General features: G+C 65.8%; 23 protein-coding genes. 4 read left to right on the top strand and 19 right to left on the bottom strand.

The annotated features are described in order from the left end of the window. Positions 1-2: 2 nt before the first annotated feature. The 4 genes from M1247_RS35515 to M1247_RS35530 all read right to left on the bottom strand — a co-directional run bounded on the left by M1247_RS35515 (position 3) and on the right by M1247_RS35530 (position 3,725). Positions 3-407 carry a RidA family protein gene (locus M1247_RS35515; RefSeq protein WP_317161155.1) on the bottom strand — a complete coding sequence of 135 codons (405 nt, stop codon included), beginning with the start codon at positions 405-407 and terminating at the stop codon, positions 3-5. Between the two features lies 1 nt (position 408). Beyond that, positions 409-2,034 carry an FAD-dependent monooxygenase gene (locus tag M1247_RS35520; protein WP_317161156.1) on the bottom strand — a complete coding sequence of 542 codons (1,626 nt, stop codon included), beginning with the start codon at positions 2,032-2,034 and terminating at the stop codon, positions 409-411. Between the two features lie 11 nt (positions 2,035-2,045). Then, positions 2,046-2,489, bottom strand: a complete 444-nt coding sequence (locus M1247_RS35525; protein WP_317161157.1) for a cupin domain-containing protein — start codon at positions 2,487-2,489, stop codon at positions 2,046-2,048. Between the two features lie 120 nt (positions 2,490-2,609). Further along, positions 2,610-3,725 carry an oxidoreductase gene (locus M1247_RS35530; RefSeq protein ID WP_317161158.1) on the bottom strand — a complete coding sequence of 372 codons (1,116 nt, stop codon included), beginning with the start codon at positions 3,723-3,725 and terminating at the stop codon, positions 2,610-2,612. 87 nt (positions 3,726-3,812) lie between these two features. Between M1247_RS35530 and M1247_RS35535 the strand changes: the two genes are divergently transcribed. Beyond that, complete coding sequence (locus tag M1247_RS35535) at positions 3,813-4,859, top strand: helix-turn-helix domain-containing protein (RefSeq protein ID WP_317161159.1); 1,047 nt, start codon at positions 3,813-3,815, stop codon at positions 4,857-4,859. Positions 4,860-4,868: 9 nt separating this feature from the next. Here the strand turns inward: M1247_RS35535 and M1247_RS35540 are convergent, their stop codons facing one another. Beyond that, positions 4,869-5,369 (bottom strand): Lrp/AsnC family transcriptional regulator, encoded by a 501-nt coding sequence (locus M1247_RS35540; RefSeq protein WP_317161160.1) that lies wholly within the window; start codon positions 5,367-5,369, stop codon positions 4,869-4,871. Positions 5,370-5,502: 133 nt separating this feature from the next. Here M1247_RS35540 and M1247_RS35545 point away from each other — a divergent pair, with 133 nt between their 5' ends. Further along, positions 5,503-8,970: an indolepyruvate ferredoxin oxidoreductase family protein gene (locus M1247_RS35545; protein ID WP_317161161.1), complete on the top strand. Its 3,468-nt coding sequence runs from the start codon at positions 5,503-5,505 to the stop codon at positions 8,968-8,970. A gap of 75 nt (positions 8,971-9,045) precedes the next feature. Here M1247_RS35545 and M1247_RS35550 read toward each other — a convergent pair whose 3' ends face one another. From M1247_RS35550 to M1247_RS35560, 3 genes are all read right to left on the bottom strand, one after another. After that, positions 9,046-9,861: a hypothetical protein gene (locus M1247_RS35550; protein WP_410506994.1), complete on the bottom strand. Its 816-nt coding sequence runs from the start codon at positions 9,859-9,861 to the stop codon at positions 9,046-9,048. Positions 9,862-9,977: 116 nt separating this feature from the next. Continuing rightward, the gene (locus M1247_RS35555; RefSeq protein WP_317161163.1) at positions 9,978-10,547 is read right to left on the bottom strand and encodes a DUF4190 domain-containing protein; all 570 of its coding nucleotides are present in this window, start codon (positions 10,545-10,547) and stop codon (positions 9,978-9,980) included. Then, a complete protein-coding gene (locus tag M1247_RS35560) occupies positions 10,544-11,305 on the bottom strand; it encodes a C39 family peptidase (protein WP_317161164.1) in 762 nt (253 codons plus the stop codon). The genes M1247_RS35555 and M1247_RS35560 overlap by 4 nt, the downstream gene beginning before the upstream one ends. 547 nt (positions 11,306-11,852) lie before the next feature. On the opposite strand from M1247_RS35560, the gene M1247_RS35565 reads away from it, so the two are divergent. Continuing rightward, the gene (locus M1247_RS35565; RefSeq protein WP_317161165.1) at positions 11,853-12,677 is read left to right on the top strand and encodes a helix-turn-helix domain-containing protein; all 825 of its coding nucleotides are present in this window, start codon (positions 11,853-11,855) and stop codon (positions 12,675-12,677) included. A gap of 7 nt (positions 12,678-12,684) precedes the next feature. Here M1247_RS35565 and M1247_RS35570 read toward each other — a convergent pair whose 3' ends face one another. The 10 genes from M1247_RS35570 to M1247_RS35615 form a co-directional block, all read right to left on the bottom strand. Further along, complete coding sequence (locus M1247_RS35570; protein ID WP_317161166.1) at positions 12,685-13,152, bottom strand: glucose-6-phosphate dehydrogenase; 468 nt, start codon at positions 13,150-13,152, stop codon at positions 12,685-12,687. Positions 13,153-13,194: 42 nt separating this feature from the next. Continuing rightward, complete coding sequence (locus tag M1247_RS35575; RefSeq protein ID WP_410506996.1) at positions 13,195-14,499, bottom strand: aspartate aminotransferase family protein; 1,305 nt, start codon at positions 14,497-14,499, stop codon at positions 13,195-13,197. A 64-nt stretch (positions 14,500-14,563) separates the two neighbouring features. Further along, positions 14,564-15,541: a 5-oxoprolinase subunit C family protein gene (locus tag M1247_RS35580; protein ID WP_317161168.1), complete on the bottom strand. Its 978-nt coding sequence runs from the start codon at positions 15,539-15,541 to the stop codon at positions 14,564-14,566. Continuing rightward, entirely contained in the window at positions 15,534-16,427 is an 894-nt protein-coding gene (locus tag M1247_RS35585) for a 5-oxoprolinase subunit B family protein (RefSeq protein ID WP_317161169.1), read from the bottom strand. The genes M1247_RS35580 and M1247_RS35585 overlap by 8 nt, the downstream gene beginning before the upstream one ends. Then, positions 16,424-17,221, bottom strand: a complete 798-nt coding sequence (locus tag M1247_RS35590) for a LamB/YcsF family protein (protein ID WP_317161170.1) — start codon at positions 17,219-17,221, stop codon at positions 16,424-16,426. Before M1247_RS35590 ends, M1247_RS35585 begins: the two co-directional genes overlap by 4 nt. Further along, positions 17,218-18,462 (bottom strand): sugar ABC transporter substrate-binding protein, encoded by a 1,245-nt coding sequence (locus tag M1247_RS35595; RefSeq protein WP_317161171.1) that lies wholly within the window; start codon positions 18,460-18,462, stop codon positions 17,218-17,220. Before M1247_RS35595 ends, M1247_RS35590 begins: the two co-directional genes overlap by 4 nt. 13 nt (positions 18,463-18,475) lie before the next feature. Continuing rightward, the gene (locus M1247_RS35600) at positions 18,476-19,486 is read right to left on the bottom strand and encodes an ABC transporter permease (protein ID WP_317161172.1); all 1,011 of its coding nucleotides are present in this window, start codon (positions 19,484-19,486) and stop codon (positions 18,476-18,478) included. Continuing rightward, positions 19,483-20,490, bottom strand: a complete 1,008-nt coding sequence (locus tag M1247_RS35605) for an ABC transporter permease (protein ID WP_317161173.1) — start codon at positions 20,488-20,490, stop codon at positions 19,483-19,485. Before M1247_RS35605 ends, M1247_RS35600 begins: the two co-directional genes overlap by 4 nt. After that, on the bottom strand, positions 20,487-21,959 hold the full coding sequence (locus M1247_RS35610) for a sugar ABC transporter ATP-binding protein (RefSeq protein WP_317161174.1): 1,473 nt from the start codon (positions 21,957-21,959) through the stop codon (positions 20,487-20,489). The genes M1247_RS35605 and M1247_RS35610 overlap by 4 nt, the downstream gene beginning before the upstream one ends. A gap of 1 nt (position 21,960) precedes the next feature. Beyond that, positions 21,961-23,040, bottom strand: a complete 1,080-nt coding sequence (locus M1247_RS35615; RefSeq protein ID WP_317161175.1) for a phosphotransferase — start codon at positions 23,038-23,040, stop codon at positions 21,961-21,963. Positions 23,041-23,252: 212 nt separating this feature from the next. On the opposite strand from M1247_RS35615, the gene M1247_RS35620 reads away from it, so the two are divergent. Beyond that, a complete protein-coding gene (locus M1247_RS35620) occupies positions 23,253-24,422 on the top strand; it encodes an RsbRD N-terminal domain-containing protein (RefSeq protein WP_317161176.1) in 1,170 nt (389 codons plus the stop codon). 9 nt (positions 24,423-24,431) lie between these two features. On the opposite strand, the gene M1247_RS35625 is transcribed toward M1247_RS35620, so the two are convergent. Beyond that, positions 24,432-24,728 carry a CDGP domain-containing protein gene (locus tag M1247_RS35625; RefSeq protein WP_317161177.1) on the bottom strand — a complete coding sequence of 99 codons (297 nt, stop codon included), beginning with the start codon at positions 24,726-24,728 and terminating at the stop codon, positions 24,432-24,434. Positions 24,729-25,026 lie beyond the last annotated feature (298 nt).

Raw genomic sequence — 25,026 nt, forward strand, 5'->3', positions numbered from 1 at the left:
GCTCAGCCGCGGTAGGCGGTGGCGTCGATCTCCACCCGCAGGTCCGGCCGCACCAGCCCCTGCACGATCAGCAGGGTGTTCGGTGGGTATTGACCATTCGGATAGTGGGCGGCAAAGAAGGCCTGGCGCGCCGCATAGAATTCGGCCACGTCGTCGGCCGACACCAGATAGGTGACGAACCGCACCACGTTCAGCAGTGAACTCCCTTGCGAAATGAGCGCTTTGGTGATGTTCTCGTATGCCCGGTACGTCTGGCTCGTCACGTCCGGGCCGGTTACCGAATTGTCCTTGTCGATGCCACATTGGCCGGCCACGAACACCAGGTTGCCCGCCCGGGCGACGTGGGTGTAGGCGCTGAGGGGCTTCCCCAGTTCGTGCGGATTGTCGTAGGTGGGCAGGATAGTCATCTCAGCTCCTCACATCGGTTGCGGACACCAGATCGGCGACCGCACGGGCTCCACCCGCAAGTACGTGGTCAATGGCACGGGACAATTCGTCGGCAGCGCCCGGGCCCTTTGCCCGCCAGGCCACATGACCGTCGGGACGCACCAGCACGGCGCCGTCACGCTGGATCGTCAGCGGACCCAGCAGGTGCGGTAATCGCTTGATCTGCACGGCTATCGGCGCTTCCACAGCCAGCGTCTCCCCCGCTTGCTGCCAACCGTCGGCATCCGGTCCACATACCAGGACGAACGCGGTGTCGAACCAGTCGATGGTCGACTCAGTCTGCTCGGCGTCGATCCAGAAGTGCGGGAAACGCGCGCCGGGCCGGTCGGTCGGCCAGTACCGTTGGGCGTCGTGCGGCGGGACGGGTGAGCCGTCGTCGACGACGGCGCCGTCGGTGTAGATGAAACCCATGGACTGTCCGTCGCTGTGCAACTGTTTGTCCTGATCACGAAGGAGCTCCCGCCACGTCTCTGGGTCCTCGTCACGCCGCACGAAGGCATCGTCCATCCGGTCGATGCGGTGCTGGTTGGCGACCGAGAACGCGGTATTGGACTGCGCCACCGGCCGGCGTTCGGCTTCGTAGGTGTCCAGCAGCCCGTCGCCGCCGGCGCCGGTCAGCGTCGCGGCGAGCTTCCAGCCCAGGTTGTGCACGTCCTGCACGCCGGAGTTCAAGCCGTTGCCGCCCGCAGTCGGGAAACGGTGTGCGGCGTCTCCGGCGAGGAAGACCCGACCCACCCGGAACTGTTGGGCGACTTGGGCACTCATCTTCCAATTCATCACGTTGATGCGTTCCACGTGCAGGTCGGGCAGGCCCCACTGCTCGCGGACGGCTTCGATCAACCGGGCTTCGGACATGGGTTCTTCGCCGTCGCGCAGCTTCTGCACCGTCAGCCACCGGTCGCCCACCGGACCGGTGGCCAGGACGATGGTGTCCTCCTTGGAACGGTCTCGAGGTCGCACGAAAAAGCCGATCGCACTGCGGACGTGGGGAAAATGGCTGACGTCGGCGCGGTAATAGTGGTTGGCCATCAACGCCATCTGCTCCGGTCCGTCCATCACCACCCCGAGCTCTGACCGCACCCTGCTCGACGCGCCGTCACAACCGACGAGATACCGGGCGCGGACCTCGAATTCCTGGCCGTCGGTGACCCGGCGCAACCGCGCGGTGACGCCGTCGGGATCCTGATGGAATCCGACCAGTTCAGTGCTCCGACAAACATCGGCGCGGATGCAGCGGGACAGTGCGTCGTCGAGGGCCTCCTCGACCGCATCCTGCGGCACGATCGACCGTGGCGCGGGGGTATTGGTGGTCGGAGCGGGTTGTGTGTACGCCACCAGCGGTCCGTTGAGGCTCTCGCACCAACAGGCGACGTCGGATTCCTGTGGCAGACCCGCCCGCCGGATCCGTTCCTCGATACCCCACACCCGGAACTGCTCCATCGTGCGGGCGTGGCAGCCACGGGATTTGGGATGCGCCGTGGTGGTGGCGCGGCGTTCGGCCAGCAGGCTGTTCACTCCGAACCGGTCCAGCAGCAGGGCCAGGCTCATGCCCGCCGGTCCGCCTCCCACGATCAGTACGTCAATCATCTCGGGTCTCCTCAATCGACGTACGAGACGCGGCTCTTGCAGCGGTCGTCGTCGAGCTCAGGCAGTACGACGACCCTTTCCTGCTCGAATGCGTCTGTACGCGCGGTGACGAACGCCGCATCGATGGTGTGGCTGCGGTTGTAGGACACATGCGGGCAGAACGGTGGGATATAGAGGAAATCGCCTTCCCCCAGGACGAGGTCGTGTTCGAGTTCGGCGCCCCAGAAGAAGTGCACGCTGCCCTTGATGCCGTAGAGAGCCGATTCGTGCTCCAGGTGGTAGTGGGCATTCGACTTCTCACCGGGCCGCAGTGCAGTCACCAAGAGGGACAGGTGTTTTGACGGCGTACTCACTCCGTTGACCCCGAACAGCGCGTGCACATCCTGCTTGGCGCGCACCTCTTTTTCCGGGCGGACGCGGGTGACGTCGCCGTCCCAGGTGACTTTGAGATCCATCTCGATCGTCCTTTCAGTGCCTCGGGCGCAGCACTTGAGCTGCGGTTACCGTGCGATATTGCGTGCAATCACAGGGCGTTCGGACGTGGTGTCCAAACTTTGAACAGTTCGATCCCGTGGTCAGTACAGACGCGCCAAGGCGGAGTCCGCATCGAACCCGGCGAAGCCGTCGAGTGCCCCGTCACGCAGGCGGGCGACCCACCCCGGATCGGCGAGCAGCGCCCGGCCGATCGCGACGATGTCGAATTCGCCTGCCTCGAACTCGTCGAGCAGCCGGCACACCGGGGCAGGCGGGATACGCTCGCCCTCGCCGAGCCGGAACTTGAACTCGGTGTCCAAACCGACTGACCCGACGGCGATGGCCGGCAGTCCGGTCAGCTTTTTGACCCAACCCGCCATGCTGAGCCGTGGATCGTGATCGGGGAACGCTGGCAGGTAGTGACGCCGCGTGGACGGGTGAAATGCATCGACGCCGGCCTTGATCAACGGGATCAGCAGCTTTTCGAGTTCGACTGGTGTGGCGGCCAGTTGGGCGTCATAGCGGTTGATCTTCCATTGCGAGAACCGGAAGATGATCGGAAAGCCCGGCCCGACAGCGGCCCGCACCGCAGCCACCACCTCAGCCGGGAACCGGGTACGTGCCGCGACAGTTCCGCCATAGCGGTCGTCGCGGAGGTTGGTTTTGTCCCAGAGGAATTGGTCGAGCAGATAGCCGTGCCCGCCGTGCACTTCGACCGCGTCGAACCCGGCGTCGCGCGCATTCGACGCAGCGAGTGCGTAAACGTCGACGAGCGCGCCGAGTTCGTCGATGCGCAACGCCCGACCGGCAGCGTTGCCTGCGACGTCTATGCCCGAAGGGCTGACCGGCTCCTGCCCGTCCCTGACACCGTCGACGACGTTGTGTTGCGAACCCTCGTGCCATAGTTGCGCGGCGATCGCACCGCCCGCGGCATGCACGGCATCGGTCACCGCCCGCCAGCTCCGCAGCACGTCGTCGCCATCGATCTTCGGGACGCTGTCGGGCCCGGCTGCCTGGTGCGGGATGCGGACGCCCTCAGTGATGATGAGCGCGGTTCCACCGGCCGCGCGCCGCGCGTAGTAGGGCGCAACGTCCGGGCCCGGCACGCCTGCGGGGGACGCGAACCGCGTCATCGGGGCCATCGCGAACCGGTTCGGCAGGGTCAGGCCACCGATTGTCACCGGTGTGAACAACGCTTGCAGTCGCGGGTCATCCATGGGCCCGATGTTGCGCGAAATCATGGGGCCGCCGACGATGTTGTACAGAGTTTGAACGGCCCGAATCCGGGCTGTCTAGGAGGAACGATGGGATCGGCGTCGACACTTGCCGCTTGGGAGCGGTTCCAGTCCGGAGCATCGGTGCAGGCCCGCGGGGAGATCCTGGACTCGTGGCGGCGCTCTCGACGCTACGGCGTCGACCCGGATCGACTCGAGCTCACCCACACCGACATCGACGAAGAATCCCCGTTTCTGCGCATCGGCGGACGCGTCATGGAGAAGATGGCCGACCTGCTCGTCGGGAACTCGACATCACTGGCGCTCGCCGACAGTGACGGCACGGTGGCGTGGCGGTGGGACTCCGAGCGCTCGGTGGCCCGGTGCCTCGACCATGTGGATTTCGGGCCCGGATCCCGGGTGGGTGAGCCGTTGGCGGGCACCAACGGAATCGGTATGGCCACGACAACCAACCGCATAGCACTGGTCGTCGGCGCCGAACACTACAAGCAGCCGTGGCACTCGTGGGCGTGTGCCGCAGCTCCGGTCGTGGACCCCATCAGCCGTCGTGTCGTGGGATCGGTCAACGTGGCGTGCCGCGCCGCCGATGCCAATCACCTCCTACTCGTGGCGGTCCGCGCATTGGTAAGCGGTGTCGAGACGGCGCTGGGCGAGGCGGCCACCGCCCGGCAGCGACGTCTGCTCGATGCCCATATGTCGTTGTCCTCGACCACATCCGGCGCGGTGGTCACCGTCGACGGTCACACGATGATCGTCGCGGACTCGGCGGCCGGCCTGAACCTCGACCGCGCAGAACTGTGGGCGATCGTGCGGGAATCCGGTATCGGGACATCCGAAGTCGCGTTGAACGAAGAGCTTCACGCGCGCATCTATCCCGTCTCGGCTGGGCGCATCGACGACGGCGTGGTGCTCGTGGTCCGCCGCGGAGTGCCGCGCGGCCTGCCTGTTTCAACACCGGTGCCGCTGCCGAACCTCACTCCTCTCGAGGAGGCCGAACGCAAGGTGATCGCCGATACGCTCGCCGAGTGCGGCGGTAACAAGACCGAGGTCGCGACGCGGCTCGGGCTGTCGCGCGGCACCCTCTACGATCGCCTGCGGCGCTATCGCCTCACGTAGATCAGCGGCTCACGGTTTCGGAGTCGAACGTCCCCACCCGGTGTCGCGGGTCGTCTCCTCCAGCAGCGGAATCACCCGGTACTGCAGCGGCGTGGTGAGGCATAGCGTGGTGGCCGAATGCACCACGCCGGGAATCGCGACGACGCGTTCGATGAGATCCTGCAGTTCGGCCTGAGTGACAGTGGCTACCCGGACCAGCAGATCCTCCCGGCCCGTGGTGGCATGCACCTCGAGCACCTGCGCGATCTCAACGAGGCTGTCCACAACCGCTGACAGCCGAACCTGGTTGGTTTCCAACGCGATAAAGGCCTGCACAGGAAACCCGGCTCGGGCCAGGTCGAATTGCGGCTGGTAGCCGGTCAACACGCCGGCCTCCTCCAGCCGGCGCACCCGCGACTGCACGGTGTTGCGGGAGACGCCCAGCGCCGAGGACAGCTCGACCACGCCCGTGCGGGCATCAGCGGTCAGCTTGCGCAGGATCTCCACGTCGAGCCGGTCGATACTGAGCATTCTTCTCACCTCACCATGTGATGCGGGCCACTAGCTGAACGGTTCGCAATGTTGATGGCTTATCAGTTGACCCGACTGTAGCCCAGTTGGAGGCTTTGAGTTACGTAGCGATCACTCTTGGAGGTGGATTTACGTGACCGACCTTGTCGATGCCCGGACCGCATCAGCCCCAGCCGACCTCGACGCCCGCTACCGGCCCTCGTCCGGGCCGGTGCTGATGACCGGCGTGCAGGCGATCGCTCGACAGCTGATCGAGCAGCATGAGCGTGACCGGCGGGCAGGCAGGGAGGTGGCCACGTTCGTCTCGGGTTACCCGGGCAGTCCGCTCGCAGGCCTGGACAAGCTGCTGGGCGGCATCAGTGAGATCACCGCGCAGCACGACGTCCGCCTCGTTCACGGCATGAACGAGGAACTCGCCGCCACCGCAGTGTGGGGTAGCCAAATGGAGCTCCCGAAGGGCAGGCGCACCCATGACGGCGTCGTGGGTGTCTGGTACGGAAAGGGGCCTGGCCTGGACCGGGCCAGCGACGCGCTGCGGCACGCAGCCATGTACGGCGCCCATCCGACCGGCGGCGCGCTGGTTTACGTCGGTGACGATCCCGCCGCCAAATCATCGACCCTGCCCGCCGCCAGCGAGCGGTCCCTGGCGGCGTTGTCGATGCCGATCTTCTTTCCCCGCAACGCAGAAGAGGTCATCGCGTTCGGGCTGTACGGCGTGGCGCTGTCGCGGGCATCGGGATGCTGGGCTGCGGTGAAAATGGTTGCCGATGTCGCCGACGGTCTGTGGACATTGGATCGTGACTTTGCCGGATTCGACATCACAGTTCCGTCGATCGAATGGGACGCCAGGCCCTGGACCTACCGTCAACGCATCCTGGCCGCGCCGCACGACAGCCTGCTGGCCGAGTCCGATCTGTACGGACCCCGATGGGCCATGGTGGAGGCCTTCAACGCCGCAAATCCCATCGACGCCATCGAGATCGACCCATCCGAGGCCTGGCTGGGCATCGCCGCGGTCGGCACGGCCTACGACTCGGTACGTCAAGCTCTGACCGACCTCGGCCTGGCCGAAGCGGATCTGCTTACCGCCGGCATCCGTATCCTGCGCGTCGGTATGCCGTATCCGCTTGGCGCCGAGAAGGTTCGCACACTCGCCGCCGGGGTCGAGAAGGTGCTCGTCGTCGAGGACAAGACCGGGTTCGTCGAATCCCAGGTGAAAGACGTTCTCTACGGCCGGGATTACGCCCCTGGAGTGCTCGGCAAAAAGGATGACGGTGGGCGTCCGCTCATCCCCGCTGACGGCGAGCTGACCGCAGCCCGTCTCGTGGCGCCGCTGCGACGGATCCTCGCCGGACGCGTGCGGGTCACCGCGCCACTGCCTCCTCCGCTGTCGTTGAGCGTCCTGCCCACGAAACGCACCGCGTACTTCTGCTCCGGCTGCCCGCACAACCGATCGACCGCGGTGCCCGCCGGATCACTTGCCGGCGGCGGTATCGGCTGCCACACCCTGGTGACTATGTCGTCCCGCACCGACTCCCAGGTCACGGGTCTGACGCAGATGGGCGGTGAAGGCGCCCAGTGGATCGGACAGTCGCCATACACCGATGTCGAGCACATTTTCCAGAATGTCGGCGACGGCACGTACTTTCATTCCGGTCAGCTGGCCGTGCAGGCCAATATCGCTGCGGGAACGAACATCACCTACAAGCTCCTGTACAACTCCGCCGTCGCGATGACCGGAGCCCAGGATCCCGAGGCGGCATTGTCCGTGCCCGCGCTGACCCACAAGCTGGCCGCCGAAGGCATCTCCAGGATCATCGTGTGCGCCGAGGAACCCGACAGACACCGGCATGCGTCGTTCGCCGACGGTGTCGAGGTGTGGGACCGAGAACGACTCGATGAGGCGCAGCGGCTCCTGCGCGAGGTCAAAGGCGTCACCGTGCTGATCTATGACCAGCAGTGCGCAGCCGAGGCGCGCCGCAAGCGCAAGCGCGGTACGTTGCCGACGCGCCGCACCCGCGTGGTCATCAACGAGGCAGTCTGCGAAGGCTGCGGTGATTGTGGCGTCAAGAGCAACTGCCTGTCCGTGCAACCCGTCGACACCGAGTTCGGCCGCAAGACCCGGATCGACCAGACGACATGTAACACCGACTATTCGTGCCTCGATGGCGAGTGCCCGTCGTTCGTCACCGTCGAAATGCCGGACACGCCTTCGCGGTCGGTGAAACCGCTGCCGGTTCCGCCGCCGGTCGCCGAACCCGATATCCGTCCGATCACCCAGATCTACAACGTCTTCCTGGCGGGTGTCGGCGGCACGGGCATCGTGACGGTCAACCAGGTCCTCGGCGTGGCCGCACTTCGTGCCGGCCTGCATGTCGACGGACTCGACCAGACCGGGCTCAGTCAGAAGGCAGGGCCGGTGACGTCGCATCTTCGATTGAGCCGGGACCAGGTGGATTCCGCGAACCGGATCAGCCCCGGAGATGCCGACTGCGTCCTCGCGTTCGACCTGCTGACGTTTGCAGCGAACCTGGGATACGGAAACGCGTCACAGACGGTCGCCGTCGCTTCCACAAGCCGGACCGCGACCGGCGACATGGTCTACGACAGTTCGGTGGACTATCCGGCGGACGCCGATCTGCTCGACCGTATCGGCACCAGGGCGCGCCGGGTCGTCGCCTTCGATGCGCTCGCGGCGGCACAAGCCATGTTCACCAGCACCGCCCCGGCCAACTTCCTGCTCGTCGGTGCCGCCTATCAGGCGGGTGCGCTGCCCATACCGGCCGAGGCCATTGAGGACGCCATCGCCGCCAACGGTGTTGCGGTGCGGGCCAACCAGGCGGCGTTCCGGTGGGGCCGCGTCGCCGTCGCCGACCGCGAGGCGTTTGACGACGCGGCCGCCTCCGCCAAGACAGAGCACCGCACCGACACCGCAGTCCCCCACCATCTCCTGGCGTCCTCATCGGTAGCCGGGCCGACCCGCGAGATCCTGGACCGGCGCGCCGCGCAGCTGGTCGCCTACCAAGGTGACCGGATCGCCGCCCGCTACATCGCAGTCGTGGAGGCGACCTGGAACCGTGAGCGTACGGTGACCGATCGCACCGACTTCTCCTCGGCGGTCGCCACCCATCTCCACAAGCTGATGGCCTACAAGGACGAGTACGAGGTCGCACGCATGCTGACCGACCCGGCGTTCGCCCGGGTTGTCGAGGCTGAGGTTCCTGGCGGCGCGAAACTCACCTACATGCTGCACCCACCGACCTTGAAGGCATTGGGGCGCAACAAGAAAATCGGCTTCGGCCCGCGCAGCCACGGTGCGCTCAAGCTGTTGGCCAAGGGTAAGTTCCTGCGGGGCACACCGTTCGACGTGTTCGGTTATGCACCTCTGCGGCGCGTCGAGCGCACCCTGGCCGCCCACTACGAGGCGATGGTGCGCGACCTGTGCGCCACGCTGACCCTGGACACTCTCGACACCGCCGTGCAGGCCGCGTCAGCTCCCGACATCGTCCGCGGGTACGAAGACGTGAAGCTGCGGAATGTGCAGACGTACATCACCCGGCTCAATGCACTAGGCATCGACACAACAGTGCTGCGAGACTGACCATCAGACCGCATGCGGAGCCTACTCGACGGCGAACTCGTGATCGTCGACGAAGACGAGGGATCCTGTTGTTCTTCAGCCATCCGACCCGGCACCGCCGTCGTCACTGACCCCGGCGTCCCCGTCGCCCTCTGGTGACACGTCGATATCGGGGGTGGCCTCGGCCGGCGGATCCACGGATTCGGGCAAGTCGGCACCGCCGTGGTTCGGATTGGTGCACACAGTCCCCTCGCAAGTCACGTAACCGTTACTGCCGTCGGGGTTCTGAATCGCGTCGGGCGCAACATAGCTGCCCATCGGACAGCCAGGGTCCTCATTACGCGCGCAGTATTCGTGCGTCAGGTTGTTACCGGTGGACCCATCCGCACCGACGGGTCCGCCGTCGACCGGATTACCGTCGGGATCCCACGTTCCAGCCGGGACGGCGCCACCGTGATTGGGGTTGGTGCACACGGTGCCTTCGCACACCACATACGTGTGGCTACCGTCGGGGTTCCGGATGGCATTCGCGGCGACAAAGCTGCCGATCGGGCATGCCGGGTCCTCGTTGCCGGCGCAGAACTCCTGTGTCAGGTCGTTGCCGGTCGAACCGTCCGCACCCACCGGTCCACCATTGACCGGTGCACCGTTGGCGTCCCAGTGCCCGCCGCCGGCGGCCAGCGATACGAACGGCCCCAGGTAACTGCCGGAAGCACACTTGGGATCCCGGTTGTGCGCGCAGTACTGCGGGTCCGGACCCTGACGGGGCTTCGCCTGCGGTGCGCGAGATGTGCTCTGCGCGTGGCTGGATGAGGAGGTGGACGATGTGGACGACGAATCACCCCCGCATCCCACAACAAACAATGTAACGATCGTCCCCATCAACACCGCCACTGCGGAGCGCGCACTCACTCGCTTACACACCCTTCAGACGATACGAAGCAAATACGCAGGCTGCTTTCGAAAAAACGATCGGTACTTTCGTCATCACCACACGACGGATTCTCTCTCGCATGGCAGTCGGCGCATCAGCCATGGAGTGATCCGGTGACGTCGCGATCCTGTGCGACCGCCAGGCAGGTCACCGTCCGGTCGCCCTGGATCCAACTCTGATCGGTGGGCCTGAGGTCGTCGATGTCGATTCCGCCTGCGTCTTCGTCGGCACTCGCGTACTTGGCGAATTCGTTCTCACACCGGCTGATGTACTTCTTCATGGCATCGTCACCGGGGAAGGTGTCGCCGGGCACGGTGAACACCGCGAAGACTTCAGCGCGATGGGGTTGGTCGCATGACACTTCATCGTTCTTGTCCAAATCACTGTCAGGGGCGGAAGCGAAACACGTGCCGGCACTGGGGGTGTAAGCGTTGTCGGTACTGTCATCGACGAAAAATACCAATAGCGCGATGGCGAACACGCCTATGACGATCCATATTCCGGACAGGATCAGCCCCGCGATCGCCAAGCCTCGGCCACCGAACTGACCCGATTTGGTCTTGGTGAGCGCCACGGCGGCACACCCGATGCTGATCAGCGGCGCGGCGAGAATTCCGAATATCAGGGCTGCGATCGCCCACGCCGTGGTGGGTGGTTTGGTCATGCCGGCCCGTCCGTCACAATCAGATCGTGACCACCGGTCGCCCAGGCACTTTCGAATGTGTCCAGGTCGATCTGTTCACCCGCACCGCCGTCTGTACCACTGTCGGACAGGTACACGATCTGCTGATCGGTATCGATCGCAGAGACGACGACCGAATGATCGTCCTCGGTGTGGTCGCCGCCCTCGCCCCAGATTGTTTCCGCATTAACACCGACGATCACCCGCCGTCCGGCGGCGAGATACTGCTGCAACGCCGGCAAACCCGTGGCAAGACCACCCGTTGACGCGGTGTCATCATCGGTGGATGTCGCATCGACACCGAAGTGCTTGAGCAGTCGAAGCTGATCCGCAGACGATGTTCCGTTATCCGTACTGTCGTCGTTCGGGTCCGGTGGTTGATAGATGGGTCCCGACCGGACCGGGCTGGGAGTATTCCTGGCGACCTCGATCATGTCGTCCTCGCTGGGGAATCCACCCGTCATGAGGCCGACGACGGTAGCGACGGCCATCAGGCCGCAGTCATCGAAGCTCTGCTTCGCCCAATGTGCCGACGCTTCAGCAGGATCCCCGTACAACGGGCCGGTCGCTGCTTCTTCAGGCGCTGAATCCGGTTCTGCCGCAGCTCCACTCGGGACCACCTCCGCGACAGTGTCCGCTGCCCGGCGTTCTGCCTCGCTGTCGGTTGTGGCGCCACACCCCACCACGGCCACCGCAAGCAACAATGCTGCCACGATCGCACTGCCCAGTCGCAGCTCCACCTCATTCCTCCTCGCGTACGGGTTTCGGGTGACCCACCCCTCGAAAAGTCGCCCCAAGCCCGCTACGGGGGTCAGACGCGGCAACAACCCACAACAGACCTTGCAGACACTACAAAGGAAACACTCAGACGACTTTCGAAATATCTGACGGGCTTGCACAAATTTCCCGGTCACACCGCTTCCAGATCATTTGCTCAGCGACTCCACATATTCGCCGTTCGGCCGGGCATGGGCCGCCGATACCGATCGCACCTATCGAGATCGACAGGACGCGCGCCCCATATCATCACAGTTCAGTGCACCGATAACCGGTACCCGCCGGGTCGTGTCAGGTCCTCGAGCGTCGGCGTGTCACTCAGGCCGAAGACACCGTGGCGACCTCTACGGGGTTGCTGTCGATTTGCGACAGCTGAGCCGGTCCGGTAAGTATGAGTAACCCGAATTCAACGAGAAACGATGTCCGTTTCGGGGGCGGGAGACGGACACCTCCGGGTTGGTAGCGCGCGCCACCAACCACAGGAGTTTCGATGAGCAGACCGACAATCCCATGACCGCAATTGACCGACAAAGCACCTTTCGAGAGCCGCCCCGGGCCTGGCTTGTGACCGCATTCTCGACGGCTCCTGTCCTTGATCACGCCGACTGGGACACGCACGCACCCCACCGCGTCATCGTGTGCCCGAACACGAACCAATTGCGACCGACTCAGACCGACGGCGTCGACCCGACGCACCTTCAGTTCGCCGATGTGTGGGTGATCCCCACCGAGCAACGGGAGATCGCGCTCAGGCACGGCCCGATCGCCGAGTACTGTGAAATCGACTTGCCCGACCAGCTTTACAACAGTGCGTCGCAAACCCCGCTCATCGGGCCCCGCCAACCACTCACGCTGCACCTCATCGAGCGAATCCACCAGCTGGCCAGGCGCCGCGACGCAACCGCTCGGCTGCTCACCCAATCCCTCACCGACAGTCTGCGACTGCAACTCATCGACGGGTTCGCCTCACAGACCGAGGTCGGCGCGCCCGCGAACCGGGCCCTCGACCACAGCGATCAAATGCTGCTCCTGCGCTACATCGACCAACTGGGCGCCGAGCACAACACCAGCGTGGCGGCGTTGGCCGCCCGAGTCGGCATGCCGGTCGGGGCGTTCACCAGAGCGTTCGCCGAGACGTTTCACACCACGCCCCATCAGTTCGTCCTTGATCGGCGCATCAGTCGCGCCAAGACGCTGCTCACCACCACCAGCCGATCCATCACCGAAATCAGTGCTGCCCTTGGTTTTTCCACTCACAGCCACTTCAGCACAGCATTCAAGAAGCGGGTGGGAACGACCCCGGCCAGGTACCGCAGCGACGCCGCGGAGCCCTGAAATCGGGCTACACCGGCAGGTCCACGCGCAGCGCCGCGTGCTCGTCGAGGATCCTGCGCAGCGCGGCATCCATCGGATGCGCAGCCGAAAGGTCGTGGCTGCAGCGCCGGTCTACCGCGATGGCCTCACCCGGGCGCAGTGACACGTGCTCGATCTGGTCGATGAACGGATCGAACAACGCGACCGGGGTGGCCAGATAGTGCAGGTGGTGACCCGTGTCGTCGAAGTTGGCGGCATACATCAGCCCGCATTGGGTGATCACGAAGAGCTCCGAGACCACACCGGCCTGGACCGACTCGGCGTTTCTCCACTCCATCGCAGCGTGGCGCGCCTCGGCCAGTCGATCCTGAACCTCATCGGTGGAGGTCAGCAGACTGTGCACCAGCGCCAGACCCGCACCGGGATACTCGTCGACAGCGGAACTGAAGTACCGCTCGAAGATGTCACCAAAGACGTCATATCGCTGCGCGGTCATTGCGGCTCCCATGATTACCCGGACACCTCAATTGTGCGCCCGTCACGGTGCGTGCGCGAGAGCATCGTCCAATTCGCTGAGGAGCTGGTCGGCATGCTCCGTGGTGAACGGCAGCGGCGGCCGGATCTTGAGCACATTCTCGTGCGGCCCGGATGCGCTGATCAGGATGCGGCGGTCGCGCAGCTCGTTGACCACCCAGGCGGCCGTCGCCGCGCCTGGCGCGTCGCCGTCGACGAATTCCATCGCGGTGAACAACCCGCAGCCACGCACGCCTCCGATGCCCGGGTGCCTGGCCGCGATCTCCCGCAAACCGTCGAGCAACCTCCGACCCGACTGCTGCACATTGTCGAGGAGGTGCTCGTCCTCGATGACGTCGAGGACGGCGGTGGCCGCGGCGATGCTGACCGGGTTGCCGCCAAAGGTGTTGAAGTAGCGGATGTCCTGTCCGAACTTCGTCATCACGTCGTCGCGGCCGACCACGGCCCCGATCGGGATACCGTTACCCATCGGCTTGCCCAGCACCACCAGGTCCGGTTTCAGGTCGTGGCGCTGGAATCCCCACCAGACAGATCCGAGCCGGCCGAATCCGGGCTGGACTTCGTCGGCGATCCACAGTCCGCCGGCCTCCCGGACGACACGCGCCGCCGGCGCCAGGAAGCCTTCCGGATCGGATTGCAGACCGTCGCTCGACATGATCGAGTCCACGATCATCCCGGCGAATCCGGCGCCACGCGCACGCAGATCCGCGATCGCCATCCGCACCCGGTCGGCGAAGTCCTCGGCCAACCGGGTGGGGTCCTCGCGTTGGGTGTCGGGTGCGGCCACGAGCGCGACGTCGTCGCCGATGCGGTTGTTGGACCCCAGACTCGGCGAGATCGCGGCCGCGGCGGTGGTGGTGCCGTGGTAGGCGTGCGACGTGCAGATGATGCCCTGTGCCCCCGTCTCGTAGCGGGCGATCCGCAACGCCAGATCGACGGCCTCACTGCCGGTGCACGTGTACACCACCTTGGTCAGTTCGGCCGGGAACAGCGCAAGGAGGCGTTCGGAGTAGGCGATCACCGGTTCGGTCAGGTAGCGGGTGTGGGTGTTGAGGACGCCGAGCTGCTCGTCGACGAGTCGGCGCACGTGCGGATGACTGTGCCCGACAGCCGGAACGTTGTTGTACGCGTCGAGGTACCGATTGCCGCTGCCGTCGTACAGCCAGACGCCCTCACCGCGTACCGCGACGACGGGATGCCGGTAGAACAGCCGGTAGCTGGGCGCGAGTACCGCCTCGCGACGGCGGATGAGGTCCTGGGCCGTACCGTCGAGATCGTCGAAGCCTGCCCCGTCAAAGGCATTGGCCATGTGCAGACTCTTGGAAGTCACTTATGCTCCTTGGCTTTTGGTGCAGCTGGTCGAGATGGCTGGGTCAGGTGAGCTCTGCCGACCGGTAGATCGCGGCGATCGTGGCGTCACGGGCGCGACGGGCCGCCACTGCGTCGTCGATCCCGACCTCGACCAGCCGGACGGTGTTGGGTGCCTGCATCTGCGCGAGCAGGTCGATGTCGACGCCGATCACGGTGCCGATGGTGGCGTAGCCGCCGCCGGTGACGCCGTCGCGCAGCAGGCAGATCAGCTCCTGACCGCTGGGCACCTGGATGGAGCCGACCGGGTATCCGAGGTCGACGACGTTGCTGGGATCGTCCCCTGCGCCGAAGGGGGCGGCGCGGTCGACGAATTCCAACGGCGGACCGCTGAGCCGGTAGCCCACGCGGTTGGCTTCGATGCCGATGGCGAAGTCCGACGACAACATCTTCTCGACGCTGACATCGGTGAATCGGTAGCGGCACAAGCCGAGAACCACACGGATCTCCTGGTGTGCCGCCAGCGCGGGGCGCAGCGCCTCGTCGACCGAGTACCCGAGCCGGGGATGGGGTCCGTACTCGTCGGCGCACCTGAGCACGTCACCGGCACGAAGTTCGCGGCCATCGACTCCGCCGATCCCCGACGGCAGGTAGGTGGACCTGCTGCCCATGACCTTCGGGGTCCCGACCCCACCGCGGACCGCGAGGTAGCTCCGGGCGCCGGTCAGCATGGGTCCCACGGTCAGGACCTGGCCGGCCCGCACCGGCAGGGTCGTCCAGGTCGGCATCCGCACCTCATCGATCCGCAGGTCCACCTCGGCGCCGGTCACCGCCACGACGGTGTCGCGGCGGAAATGCACTGTCGGGCCGATGAATACCGACTCCAGGGCGGCCGCCGCCGGATCGTTGCCGACCAGCGCGTTGGCGGCATGGTGGGACAGGTAGTCCATCGGCCCGGACGGTGGCAGGCCGATCGCGAAATAACCCATGCGGCCCCGATCCTGAACCAGGGTCTGCACGCCGGGCACGATGACGTCAAACATCGGCCAGCTCGCCGAGAAGGGATGTGTTGTACGACAACGGATCTTCGAAGAAGTTCGCGAGGCCGAACTCGACCGGCGCCCGGCGATAGCGGTACGTACGTTGCTCCACCTCATCGCGGATCGCGACGTACTCGTCATGGCCGATGGGCCGGTACTTCACGATCATCCCCGCTTTCGCCAGGACCGGGTCGTCGGTGAAATCGGGAAGTTCCTGCGCGAGGTCGAACACCGGGGTGGCAGCGCGCCCGACCAGCTGGTAGCCGCCCGCCCCGCGCGCGGGATAGATGGTGGCGAAAGCGCCGCCGTGGCCGAGTGCGCGCTCCGGGGTATCCGTGCGTGGGCGGACATACTTGGGTGCCTGCAGTTGCATCTCATCGGGCACCAACTGCATGGACTCGGCGTTGCCCGGCACGAAGCACATGAACGTGACGATGAACGGATTGCCCGAGTGCGCCGAGACGAAGTCCTCGATCGAGCCGAAACCGTTGACCCGACTGATGTACTCGAGGTCCGTCTCGCTACTCGACTGGTGTCGGTCCCGGAAGCGCATCGCGGTCTCGGTGCTCCACGGATCGTTGTAGAAGACCGGGACTTCGAGGATCTCGGTACTCAGGACCACGTCGGTCGTGTCGACGAAGCGCCGGTGCAGGTCGAGAATCGGCTCGCGCAGTGTCCGCGGGTCACACCGGTCCGGGTCGAGGCGCAACAGGTAACTCGCGTTCGACGGGCAGATGTCGATGATGCCGTCGATGTCGAGCTCGGCCAGGGCATCGGTGATCGCCTGGATCCGCAGGGCACCGGACAGCGACATGTGCTCGGTGAGTTCGACGAACACGAATTCCTCGCCGCCGAAGCTCAGCCGCGATCCGTCAGGGAGCTCGGTCATCGGTCGTTCTCGAATACCGATCGGACCTCGACGTCGTTGTCGGCGAGGACGCGCCGGACCGCGGTCGCGACCGCAACCACGTTCGGGCGGTCGCCGTGCACACACACCGTCTGCACCGGCATGGGCACCTCGCGCCCCGACACGGTCAGCACGGTGCCGCAGGCCATCCGAAGTGCCTGCTGGGCAACGTGTTCAGGGTCACGCGCCTGCGGGCGCGGCTCGATGATGTTGCGCCCGTCCTCGTCGAAGTCCAGATCGGCGGCGTTGTCGGCGATCACCGGAAGTCCTTCGGCCCGCAGCGCGTCGGTACCGGGTCCGGGTGCCAGCAACAACGGCATTCCGTGCTGCAGGGATTGCAGAGCGCGCCCGATGGCCACGGCACGGTCCGCATTGGTGGCGATCGAACCGTAGAACGCCCCGTGCGGCTTGACGTGGCTCAGGGTCACACCGAAGCGGCTGGCCACGCCCATCAGCGCCCCCACCTGGTAGAGCACATAGTCCACCGCGTCGGTGTCATCGATGACGATCGGGCGCCTGCCGAAGCCCAGGAGGTCGGGAAAACCCGGATGGGCGCCGACATTGACGCCGGCCTCGGCGGCCATCTCCACCGCGCGGTGCATGGTCGAGGGGTCACCGGCGTGCCATCCGCAGGCGACGTTGACCGTGGTGACGAGACCGACCAGTTCGGCGTCCTCGCCCAGACTCCACCGCCCGAAGCTTTCGGCGATGTCGGCGTTGATATCGATTCGCGTGGTCACCGTGGTGTCCTCTCCGATCGTCGTTGAAGCATTCATTGTCGGTCCTGAACGCATCCGGGCAGGCCGGCCGGGTCCTGCACTCCGGTGACGTCGCCTGCGCTCCACCCACTGTCGCAGCGTCCGCGGGTGTAGCTGCGGCGCCAGTCCGGTTGGGCGAAGGCCGAGACGTCACCGAGTGGTGTCAGGGCTGCCATCGGTTCGCCGGTCTTGGCGGCGGTCAGCGAGCTCTGCGGCAGCAGGTCCTTCTGGAAGATCTCGGTGACGAAGGTGTCGGACTCGTCGGGGAAGAAGTTGCAGCCGTCCACGAATTCGTCACCGGGGCAGGGTTTGGCGGTTTGGGTGGTCACCCAGGGTAGCGGCATCTCGATGTTGTGCGGCACCGAGTCCGGGCCTTCGGCCAGGATGCGCAGGCCGACCCGCATCGCGACACCGGCCTGTGCCGGCGGTGATCCCGAGGACACACCGGGCCAGCCCTGACTGAGCATCTTGCGGAAGTAGTTGCCGTTCTCCCCCGTCACCGGGATCCGCTTGCCGACGGCCTGCAGCGCCTTGATGACGCCCACTTCCCCGTCCTGAGACCAGATTCCATCGACATCGGGATGCGCCGCCAGCGCCTTGGCGGTTTCCTGCTGGCTGACCGCGGAATCCCACTTGCCGTAGTACTCCGAGACCACCGTGATGCCGGGATAGCGGTCGAAAACCGCCTTGGCCGTGTCGTAGTGAACCCGGTCGGTCGAGGTGCCAGGCACGCCGCGGTTCATGAAGATCCTGCCCTTGCCGTCGAGGAGCTGGACCAGCGCCTGCGCCGTCTGGGCACCGAAGAACGCGGCGCGGGGGTCGTCCGCCTTCGCTCCGGTGATGAACGCGACGTTGTAGGCGCAGGGTTCACGGACCGTGGAATCGTAGACGACGAACGTGACGCCGCGCTCGCAGCCCTGACGGATGGTCGGATTCAGTGCAGTCGGTGACAGCGGGTACAGCACAACGAGTTTGGCTTCGGCGGCGATCATCGACTGCAGATCCGAGATCTGCTTGGCGATATCGGTACCCGAGATCTGCTTCTTGACGACGTACCTGCCGGCGTACTGCGGGGAGTTCGCGACGGCCAGTGCCAGGTTGGCGGCCTCGTCCTGCCAGTTGTTACCGCTGTAGCTGAGGTCGAGGAAGATCTTGTCCCGGCCCGCGTCAGGGTCCGCGCACGACGCCATCGTGAGCGTGGTGGCCACGGCCGCGACCACCACACCGCATCTGACCCATCCGTGCCGGAGTCGTTTCATACCCAGCGCCATCTCAATCCTTCCTTCCCGCCAGCCGGGAACCGAGCAGCGCGATGACGATGACAGCGCCGTACACGATCTGCTTGTACCCCTCGGACAGGCCGGTAGCGCTGATGTCAATGCCCAACAGCGTCAACAGGAGTGCCCCGGCGATCGTGCCGCCGTAGGAGCCCGATCCGCCGCGGATCGCCGCGCCGCCGACCACGACTGCGGCGATGCTCGGAAGCAGCCACGGTTCGCCGACATTGAGGTCGGCTCCCGAGGCATAGCCGAGCAGCATGACCCCGGCCAGCCCGTAGGCGGCGCCGGCCACCGCGTACACGCTGACTGTGGTGCGCCCGACGTCGACCCGCGAGTTGCGGGCTGCCGCAACACTGTTGCCCAGCGCGTAGGCACGTACGCCCAGCGTGGTCTTGTGCTGAATGAACAGACCCACCACGGCCACCGCCACGAACAGCCAGACCGCCGCGGGTATCCCGATCACGGTGGTGTCCTGCCGAAACAGCGCGGACAGCACCTCCGGTGAGCGTTGAGCGGGGGCGCCGCGGGCCATCCCGAGCAGGACCGAACCCAGGATCGTGCCCACCGCGAGGGTCACGATGAACGCGGGGAACCCGAACCGGCTGATGATCAGGCCGTTGACCGCCCCGACACCGGCACAGACGGCCACCGCCACCAGCACCGCGGCCGCAACCGGCAGGCCTGCCGTCCACAGGGCACCGGTGACGTAGGCGCCGAGGGCCACGGAGGACGCGACCGACAGATCGATGCCGCCGGTCAGCACCACCAGGCCCTGCCCGAACGCGACCACTGCCAGGAACAGCCCGAGGACCACCACGTTCACTACGAGGGAGATCGACGGGAAACTCTCGTTGACCAAGCGGGACAACGGCAGACAGACCAGCAGCAGCGCCCACACGACGAGGGCCTGATTGCGCCACCACTGCCCGCGCGGTGCCCGCTGCACCGGCTTCGGCTCATGTGCCGTCGTCGGCGCCGTCGGCTGGGTGAGTCCAGACGTCATCGTGGGTGTCCTTCCAGGACGGCGGTGGCGGGTCGCGTCGTGCGCCCTTTGAGCACCCGCACCGCGACCACCGGAACGGCCAGGGCGAGGAGAATGACGCTGCCCTGCAGGGCACCCGACCAGAAGTCCTCGACTCCGGCGGCGAAGAGCAGCTTGGGCAACGCGACGAGGCTGCCTGCCCCGAGCATCGCGGCTACCGCGCTGCCCGCCCCACCGCGAAACCCGACCAGGCCCACTGCCATCGCCGCAAAGCAGGTCAGCAGGAATGGTCGCCCGGAGTTGGGATCCCCCGACGCGGTGATCGCCGTCAGGTACAGGCCCGCGCCGGCATATAGCCCGCCGGCCAGCGTGTAGCACAGGATCTCCACCGGGCCGGTGCGCACGCCCGACATCCGGGCAGCCTGACGGTCGGCGCCAACGGCGTAGGCCGCCACGCCGATCGGCGAGGTGCTGAACACCCACCATGCCAATGCCAGTGCCAGCAGCACGATCAACGCGATCGGCACCGGACCGAGTGGATCGGTCAGGGCCAGCGCGTAGCTCTCGGGAACCTCACCGCCCGGCGCAGGCAGGACGACCAGGGCCACGCCGGTCAGCACGATGAACGTCCCCAGCGTCACCGCCAACGACTGCAGGCCGGCGCGCACCACCAGTAGTCCGTTGACCAGACCGACCAGCAGCCCCACCGCGATGACCGCGACTGCGATCAGCCAGACCGCGTCTGGATGTTCGGCCATCGTGGTGGCGGCGATGACGTTGGACAAGCTGATCGTTCCGGCCACCGACAAGTCGAAGCCGCCGGTGATGAGCACCAGGGTGGTGCCCACCGTGGCGATGGCCAGCGGTGTCATCAGCACCACGAAGTTGTTGAAGGCGTAGCTGTTTCGTTCGAACGGCGTCACGAACAACACGGCGCCGTAGCAGACGACGAAGACGGCCGCGGCGAGCAGGCTTTCCCGGTTGGTGGCGACGCTGCGCCGGGTCAGAGTTTCGACGACGCTCACGACACCACCTCCGCGCTGCGCCCGAGGATGCTGCGCATCACCGAGTTCTCGGTGAGTTCGTCGGCGGCGTGCTCGGCCACGATCTTGCCGCCGTACAGTGCGCACACCCGGTCACAGAGCCCGACGAGTTCGGGGATCTCGGTCGAGTAGACGAGGACGGCGTGGCCCTTGGCCGCAAAGTCCCGGGTCATCTTGTAGATCTCCAGCTTTGTCGCAGCATCGACGCCGCGGGTCGGGTCGAACAACAACAGGCACCGCGGTGCCTGCGCAATCGCCCGGCCGAAGACCACCTTCTGCTGGTTACCGCCGGACAGGTCGGCAATACGCCGGGCCAGCATTGCCGCGGGAAGATTGACCTCGCCTGCGACCTCTTCACCGAGTCGTCGCTGGCGGCGCCGGGACACCACAGCCCCGCGGGAGAACCGCGATGTCAGCGGCAGGGTGAGGTTGAAGTCCGATCGCATCTGGAGGAACAATGCCTCGCTCTTGCGTTCCTCGGGTACCAGGGCGAAGTCGACGCTTCCGGAACCTCCTGCGACGGATACGGATCCGGTGTGCGTGCGCAGTTCGCCCGCCAGTGCATAGAACAGCTCACGTTGGCCTTGGCCCTCCAGCCCGGCAACGCCGACGATCTCCCCGGCACGCACCTGAAGTGACACCCCGTCGAGCTTTACTCCGGCCGAGACGTCCCGGACATCGAGGACCAGTTCACCCATCGCACTGTCCCCCGGTTTGGCCGGGAAGGCGTGGTTGAACGAGCGACCGATCATCTGCTCGACGAGTTGATCCTCGGACAACTCGCCGCGGGCGAATGACGCGACCGTGCGGCCGTTGCGCAGTACCGTGCCGGTGTCGCAGATCTCCTTGATCTCGGTGAGCTTGTGGCTGATGTAGATGACCGCGGCACCGGTGTCGGTGATCCGGTTGATCTGGCGGAACAGCCAACTCGGGTCGGGTAGCGCGGCGGTCGGCTCGTCGAGAACCAGCAGTGACGGCGAACTGGACAGCGCCGCAATAATTTCCACTTCCTGACGGGCCGCCAGGCTGAGTTCGCTGATCAGCGCCTGCGGCGGAATGTGCTCAGCCTCCCAGTCCCGCAGCCGCGCGGCGGCGATGTCTGCCAACTTGCCCTGCGACACCATCCCGAAGCGGGTGGGCAGATGAGGCAGGCACAACTTGGTGGCGACCGTGATATTCGGCGGAGCGCTGAGTTCCTGGTAGGCCATCGCCAGACCGATGTCACGCGACGCCTGCGGCGAGCCGGACTGCAGTGGCCGCCCCGCGATCGTCACCCGGCCACTGTCAGGCTTGACGATGCCCGAGAGAACCTTCATCAAGGTCGACTTGCCTGCCCCGTTCTCGCCGAGCAGGCCGTGGACCTTCCCGGCCTCCACGGACATCGAGACATCCGACAGCGCCGCGGTAGCACCGAATCTCTTACTGATGCCCTCGATCTCGACGTGCGCCATCTCAGCTTCTCGTTTCCGGTCGAGTAGCGCCACGGCGGCCGCAGCTCGCGTGCAGGTGCTCCGAGGCGGTGTGTGGGTCGATCTGCATGATGCGGTGCAGGGTCGGCAGGGTGTGTTGCATCCGCATCGCGCCGTATTCGGTCGGATCGGTCTGGCCGCGCAGACCCCACGTCAGTGCCTGCATCGCCAGGCGCGCCGCGGCCAGCGGGTAGGCGACGGTCAACTCGTCGTCGGTCAGCGGGGTCACGCGGTGATAACCGGCGATCACCAGACCCATCGCGGTCAGTGGGTCGTCCTTGCGCAACATCGCGTAGGCACCGGCAATAGCGGGCTCGGCGACCCGCACGGTGTAGAGCGCATCGTTGAAATCCAGGATGCCGGTGACCCGTTGCACCCCGTCACGGACGCCCACCAGAACGTTGTTGTCGTTCAGGTCGTTGTGCACCATGGCCGCAGGCAGTGTGCTCAGCAGCGGCTGCACCCGCTTGAACCATTGCAAGGCCGTCTGGGCTTCCGAGCTGCCGCCCAGCGTGGGATCCAGCGCCAGGCATTCTTCGATCACCTCGGCAGCGCGAGTGATGTCCCAATGGTGGGTGGTGTGGATCGTCGTCGACTCGAAGCCCTCGAGCGCTCTGGTCACGCGGGCCGCGGTGGCGCCGATGTCCAGGAGCAGCTCCGGGGAATGCTCGGCGACCCTGACCATGTCGGTCCCCGGCACCCAGTTCAGCAAGGTGAGCAGCCACCGCTCGGATCCCACGTCGATGCCGATGTCGAGATCACCATCGAGCGTGCGGACCAGTGACGGCACCGCCACCCCGAGGTGGCCGCCGGATGTCCGATGAGCCAGGTGCAGCAGGATCTCCTTCTGCCATTGCAGCTCACCGTTGCGGTCCGCCTTCGTGCGTAGCTTGGCCAGGAACTCGCGTCCGTCGCGGGTCGACACCCGGTAATTGCGATCCAGTTCGCCGCCGAGGAACGCCAGGTCGGCAACGGGAAGACCGTACGAGTCCGACAGCTGGGCCGCGACGATCTCCGCCGCTGCAACGTCATGGTCCGCGGACTGCGCGGTTGACTCGGGCATCGATCTCCGTTCGTTGTTCATGCTCTGCCTGGAACTGCAACGTGGCGTGTCACACAATTGAAAAGTGCCACTATGCTGGCGTCAATGCCTGAAACGGCGCGTGATCCGGCTAGATCAAGTGCACTTTGCACATTTCAGTGCTGATGCGGCCAATCGTGTTCCGGCAGTGTTACGCCGGTGTGAGAACGGCGTCTCGCAGTGAGGAGTGATGGATGACCGGTGAGGACCACACCACGGTGCTGATTCGGTCGGCGGCCCGCCGACTGCTCAACGTCCGGCTGCCGGCAATCGTCGAACGCGCCGTCGACCAGACCATTCAGGACGAGCCCACATACTCCGGTGGCCCGGTCAGCCGAGACGACCTGAGCTACCACATGGACCGCACGATGAGGCTCGCCCTGACCCGCCTCGTCGGCGCCGACATCCCCGACCCGCTCCGCTCGGCGGCGCTGGAAGTCGGCCGCATCAGGGCGCACCAGAATGTTCCGCTCTCCAGCGTCCTGCACGCATTCCGGATCGACCTCAAGATGCTGTGGGAGGCGCTGATCGCCGAAGGCCACGCACTCGGGGTCGGCACCAGGGCCGAATTCCTCGAGCGCTCATCGCTGATGGTCTGGGAAGTCGTCGAGGCCAACACCGAAGAAGTCGTCCAGGGCTACCAGGTCGCGCGCGGCAACCGTGAAGAGATCCGCTCGGCGGCCTTCGAACAACTCTTACTCGACGGCGGCAACCATCCGTCGACCGTCGACGATGCCGCACGCATGCTCGGCCTGCCCGCTGCCGGCCACTATGTGTGCCTCGTCGGAGCCTTCCCCATTCCGCGTCCCGAGCTCGTCACCGAGTGCGCCGAGCTGCTCGAAGCCAGCGGGACAGCCTTCTACTTCAACTGGTTCGCCCAAGAACTTCGCGGCATCATCCACACCGCCAGTTGGCATGCAGACCTGATCGCCGACCTCAAACCGCTGGGCGAACACGTCTGTGCCGTCATCGACGCCGACGGCCTCGCCGCCGTGCCACAAAAGATCCGGCTGGCCCGGATGGCCGTCCACGGCCGGTCGGACCCCGGAGTGCTCCGGGTACGGGACAACTGGCTGCACGCCGTCACCGCGGCAAGCCCAGAGCTGTCAAAGGCCTTGCATGACGCCGTCTTCCAGCCGCTTGCCGCGCTCACCGAACACGAGCGCAACGGTATCCTCGAAACGGTCGGTGACCTCATGGCACACGGCGGCACCATCGCCGACATCGCCGCGCGCACCTACCGCCACCGCAACACCGTGCGCAAACGCCTGCACGTGTTCACTTCGCTCACGGGATTCGATCTCTCCCAAACAACCGATCTCGCAACAGCGGCCATCGCGTTCACGATCGAGAACGCGACGTAGCCCTACCGCTCAGCCGTCGATGTGCGTCGGCGGGTCAGCGAAGGTGAAATCCCAAGGAGGGTACTGCCGGCCGGGTCCCATCACATCGCAGCGCTTGACGGGCACCAGGTGGGAACTGAAGCCGCTTGGCACATAGTTGTAAACCCCGATGCACCGTTGCCAGGTGCCGTCGGGCTGAAAGGGTCCGTCGCACTTACTGATAACAGGCCCTCCGTACAGGCAGCCGGCGCTGGCCGGCGGCGCTGAGGCGATCAGCCCTCCTGCCGTCAGCGCGACAGCCAGGCCTCCGACGATGCAGAGCTTCATGAACTTCTCCCCTCACATCGCGGTAGTGCATTGCCGGGCACTTGGGGGCAAGTACCTCTACAGCCTCGCCAGTGGTCAATGACGTTACCGCGTGTGCAGCTGGTTTGGCGCAGCGTTTGAGATCGCGATGCGCAGACATGCACGACCGGCTCAATGCGCCAGGCATCGATACGGCATTGTTCGGCGACCGAAACCTCTTACGGCGGTATTTCGTTGAGTGCGCGTTCGGCTTTGATCTGTCGTGCTTGTTGTTCGGCGCGGGTGTGTTTGCGGCGGGGCATCATGGCGCCGCGGTTGG

Source organism: Mycobacterium appelbergii, assembly GCF_032883035.1.
GTDB lineage: Bacteria > Actinomycetota > Actinomycetes > Mycobacteriales > Mycobacteriaceae > Mycobacterium > Mycobacterium appelbergii.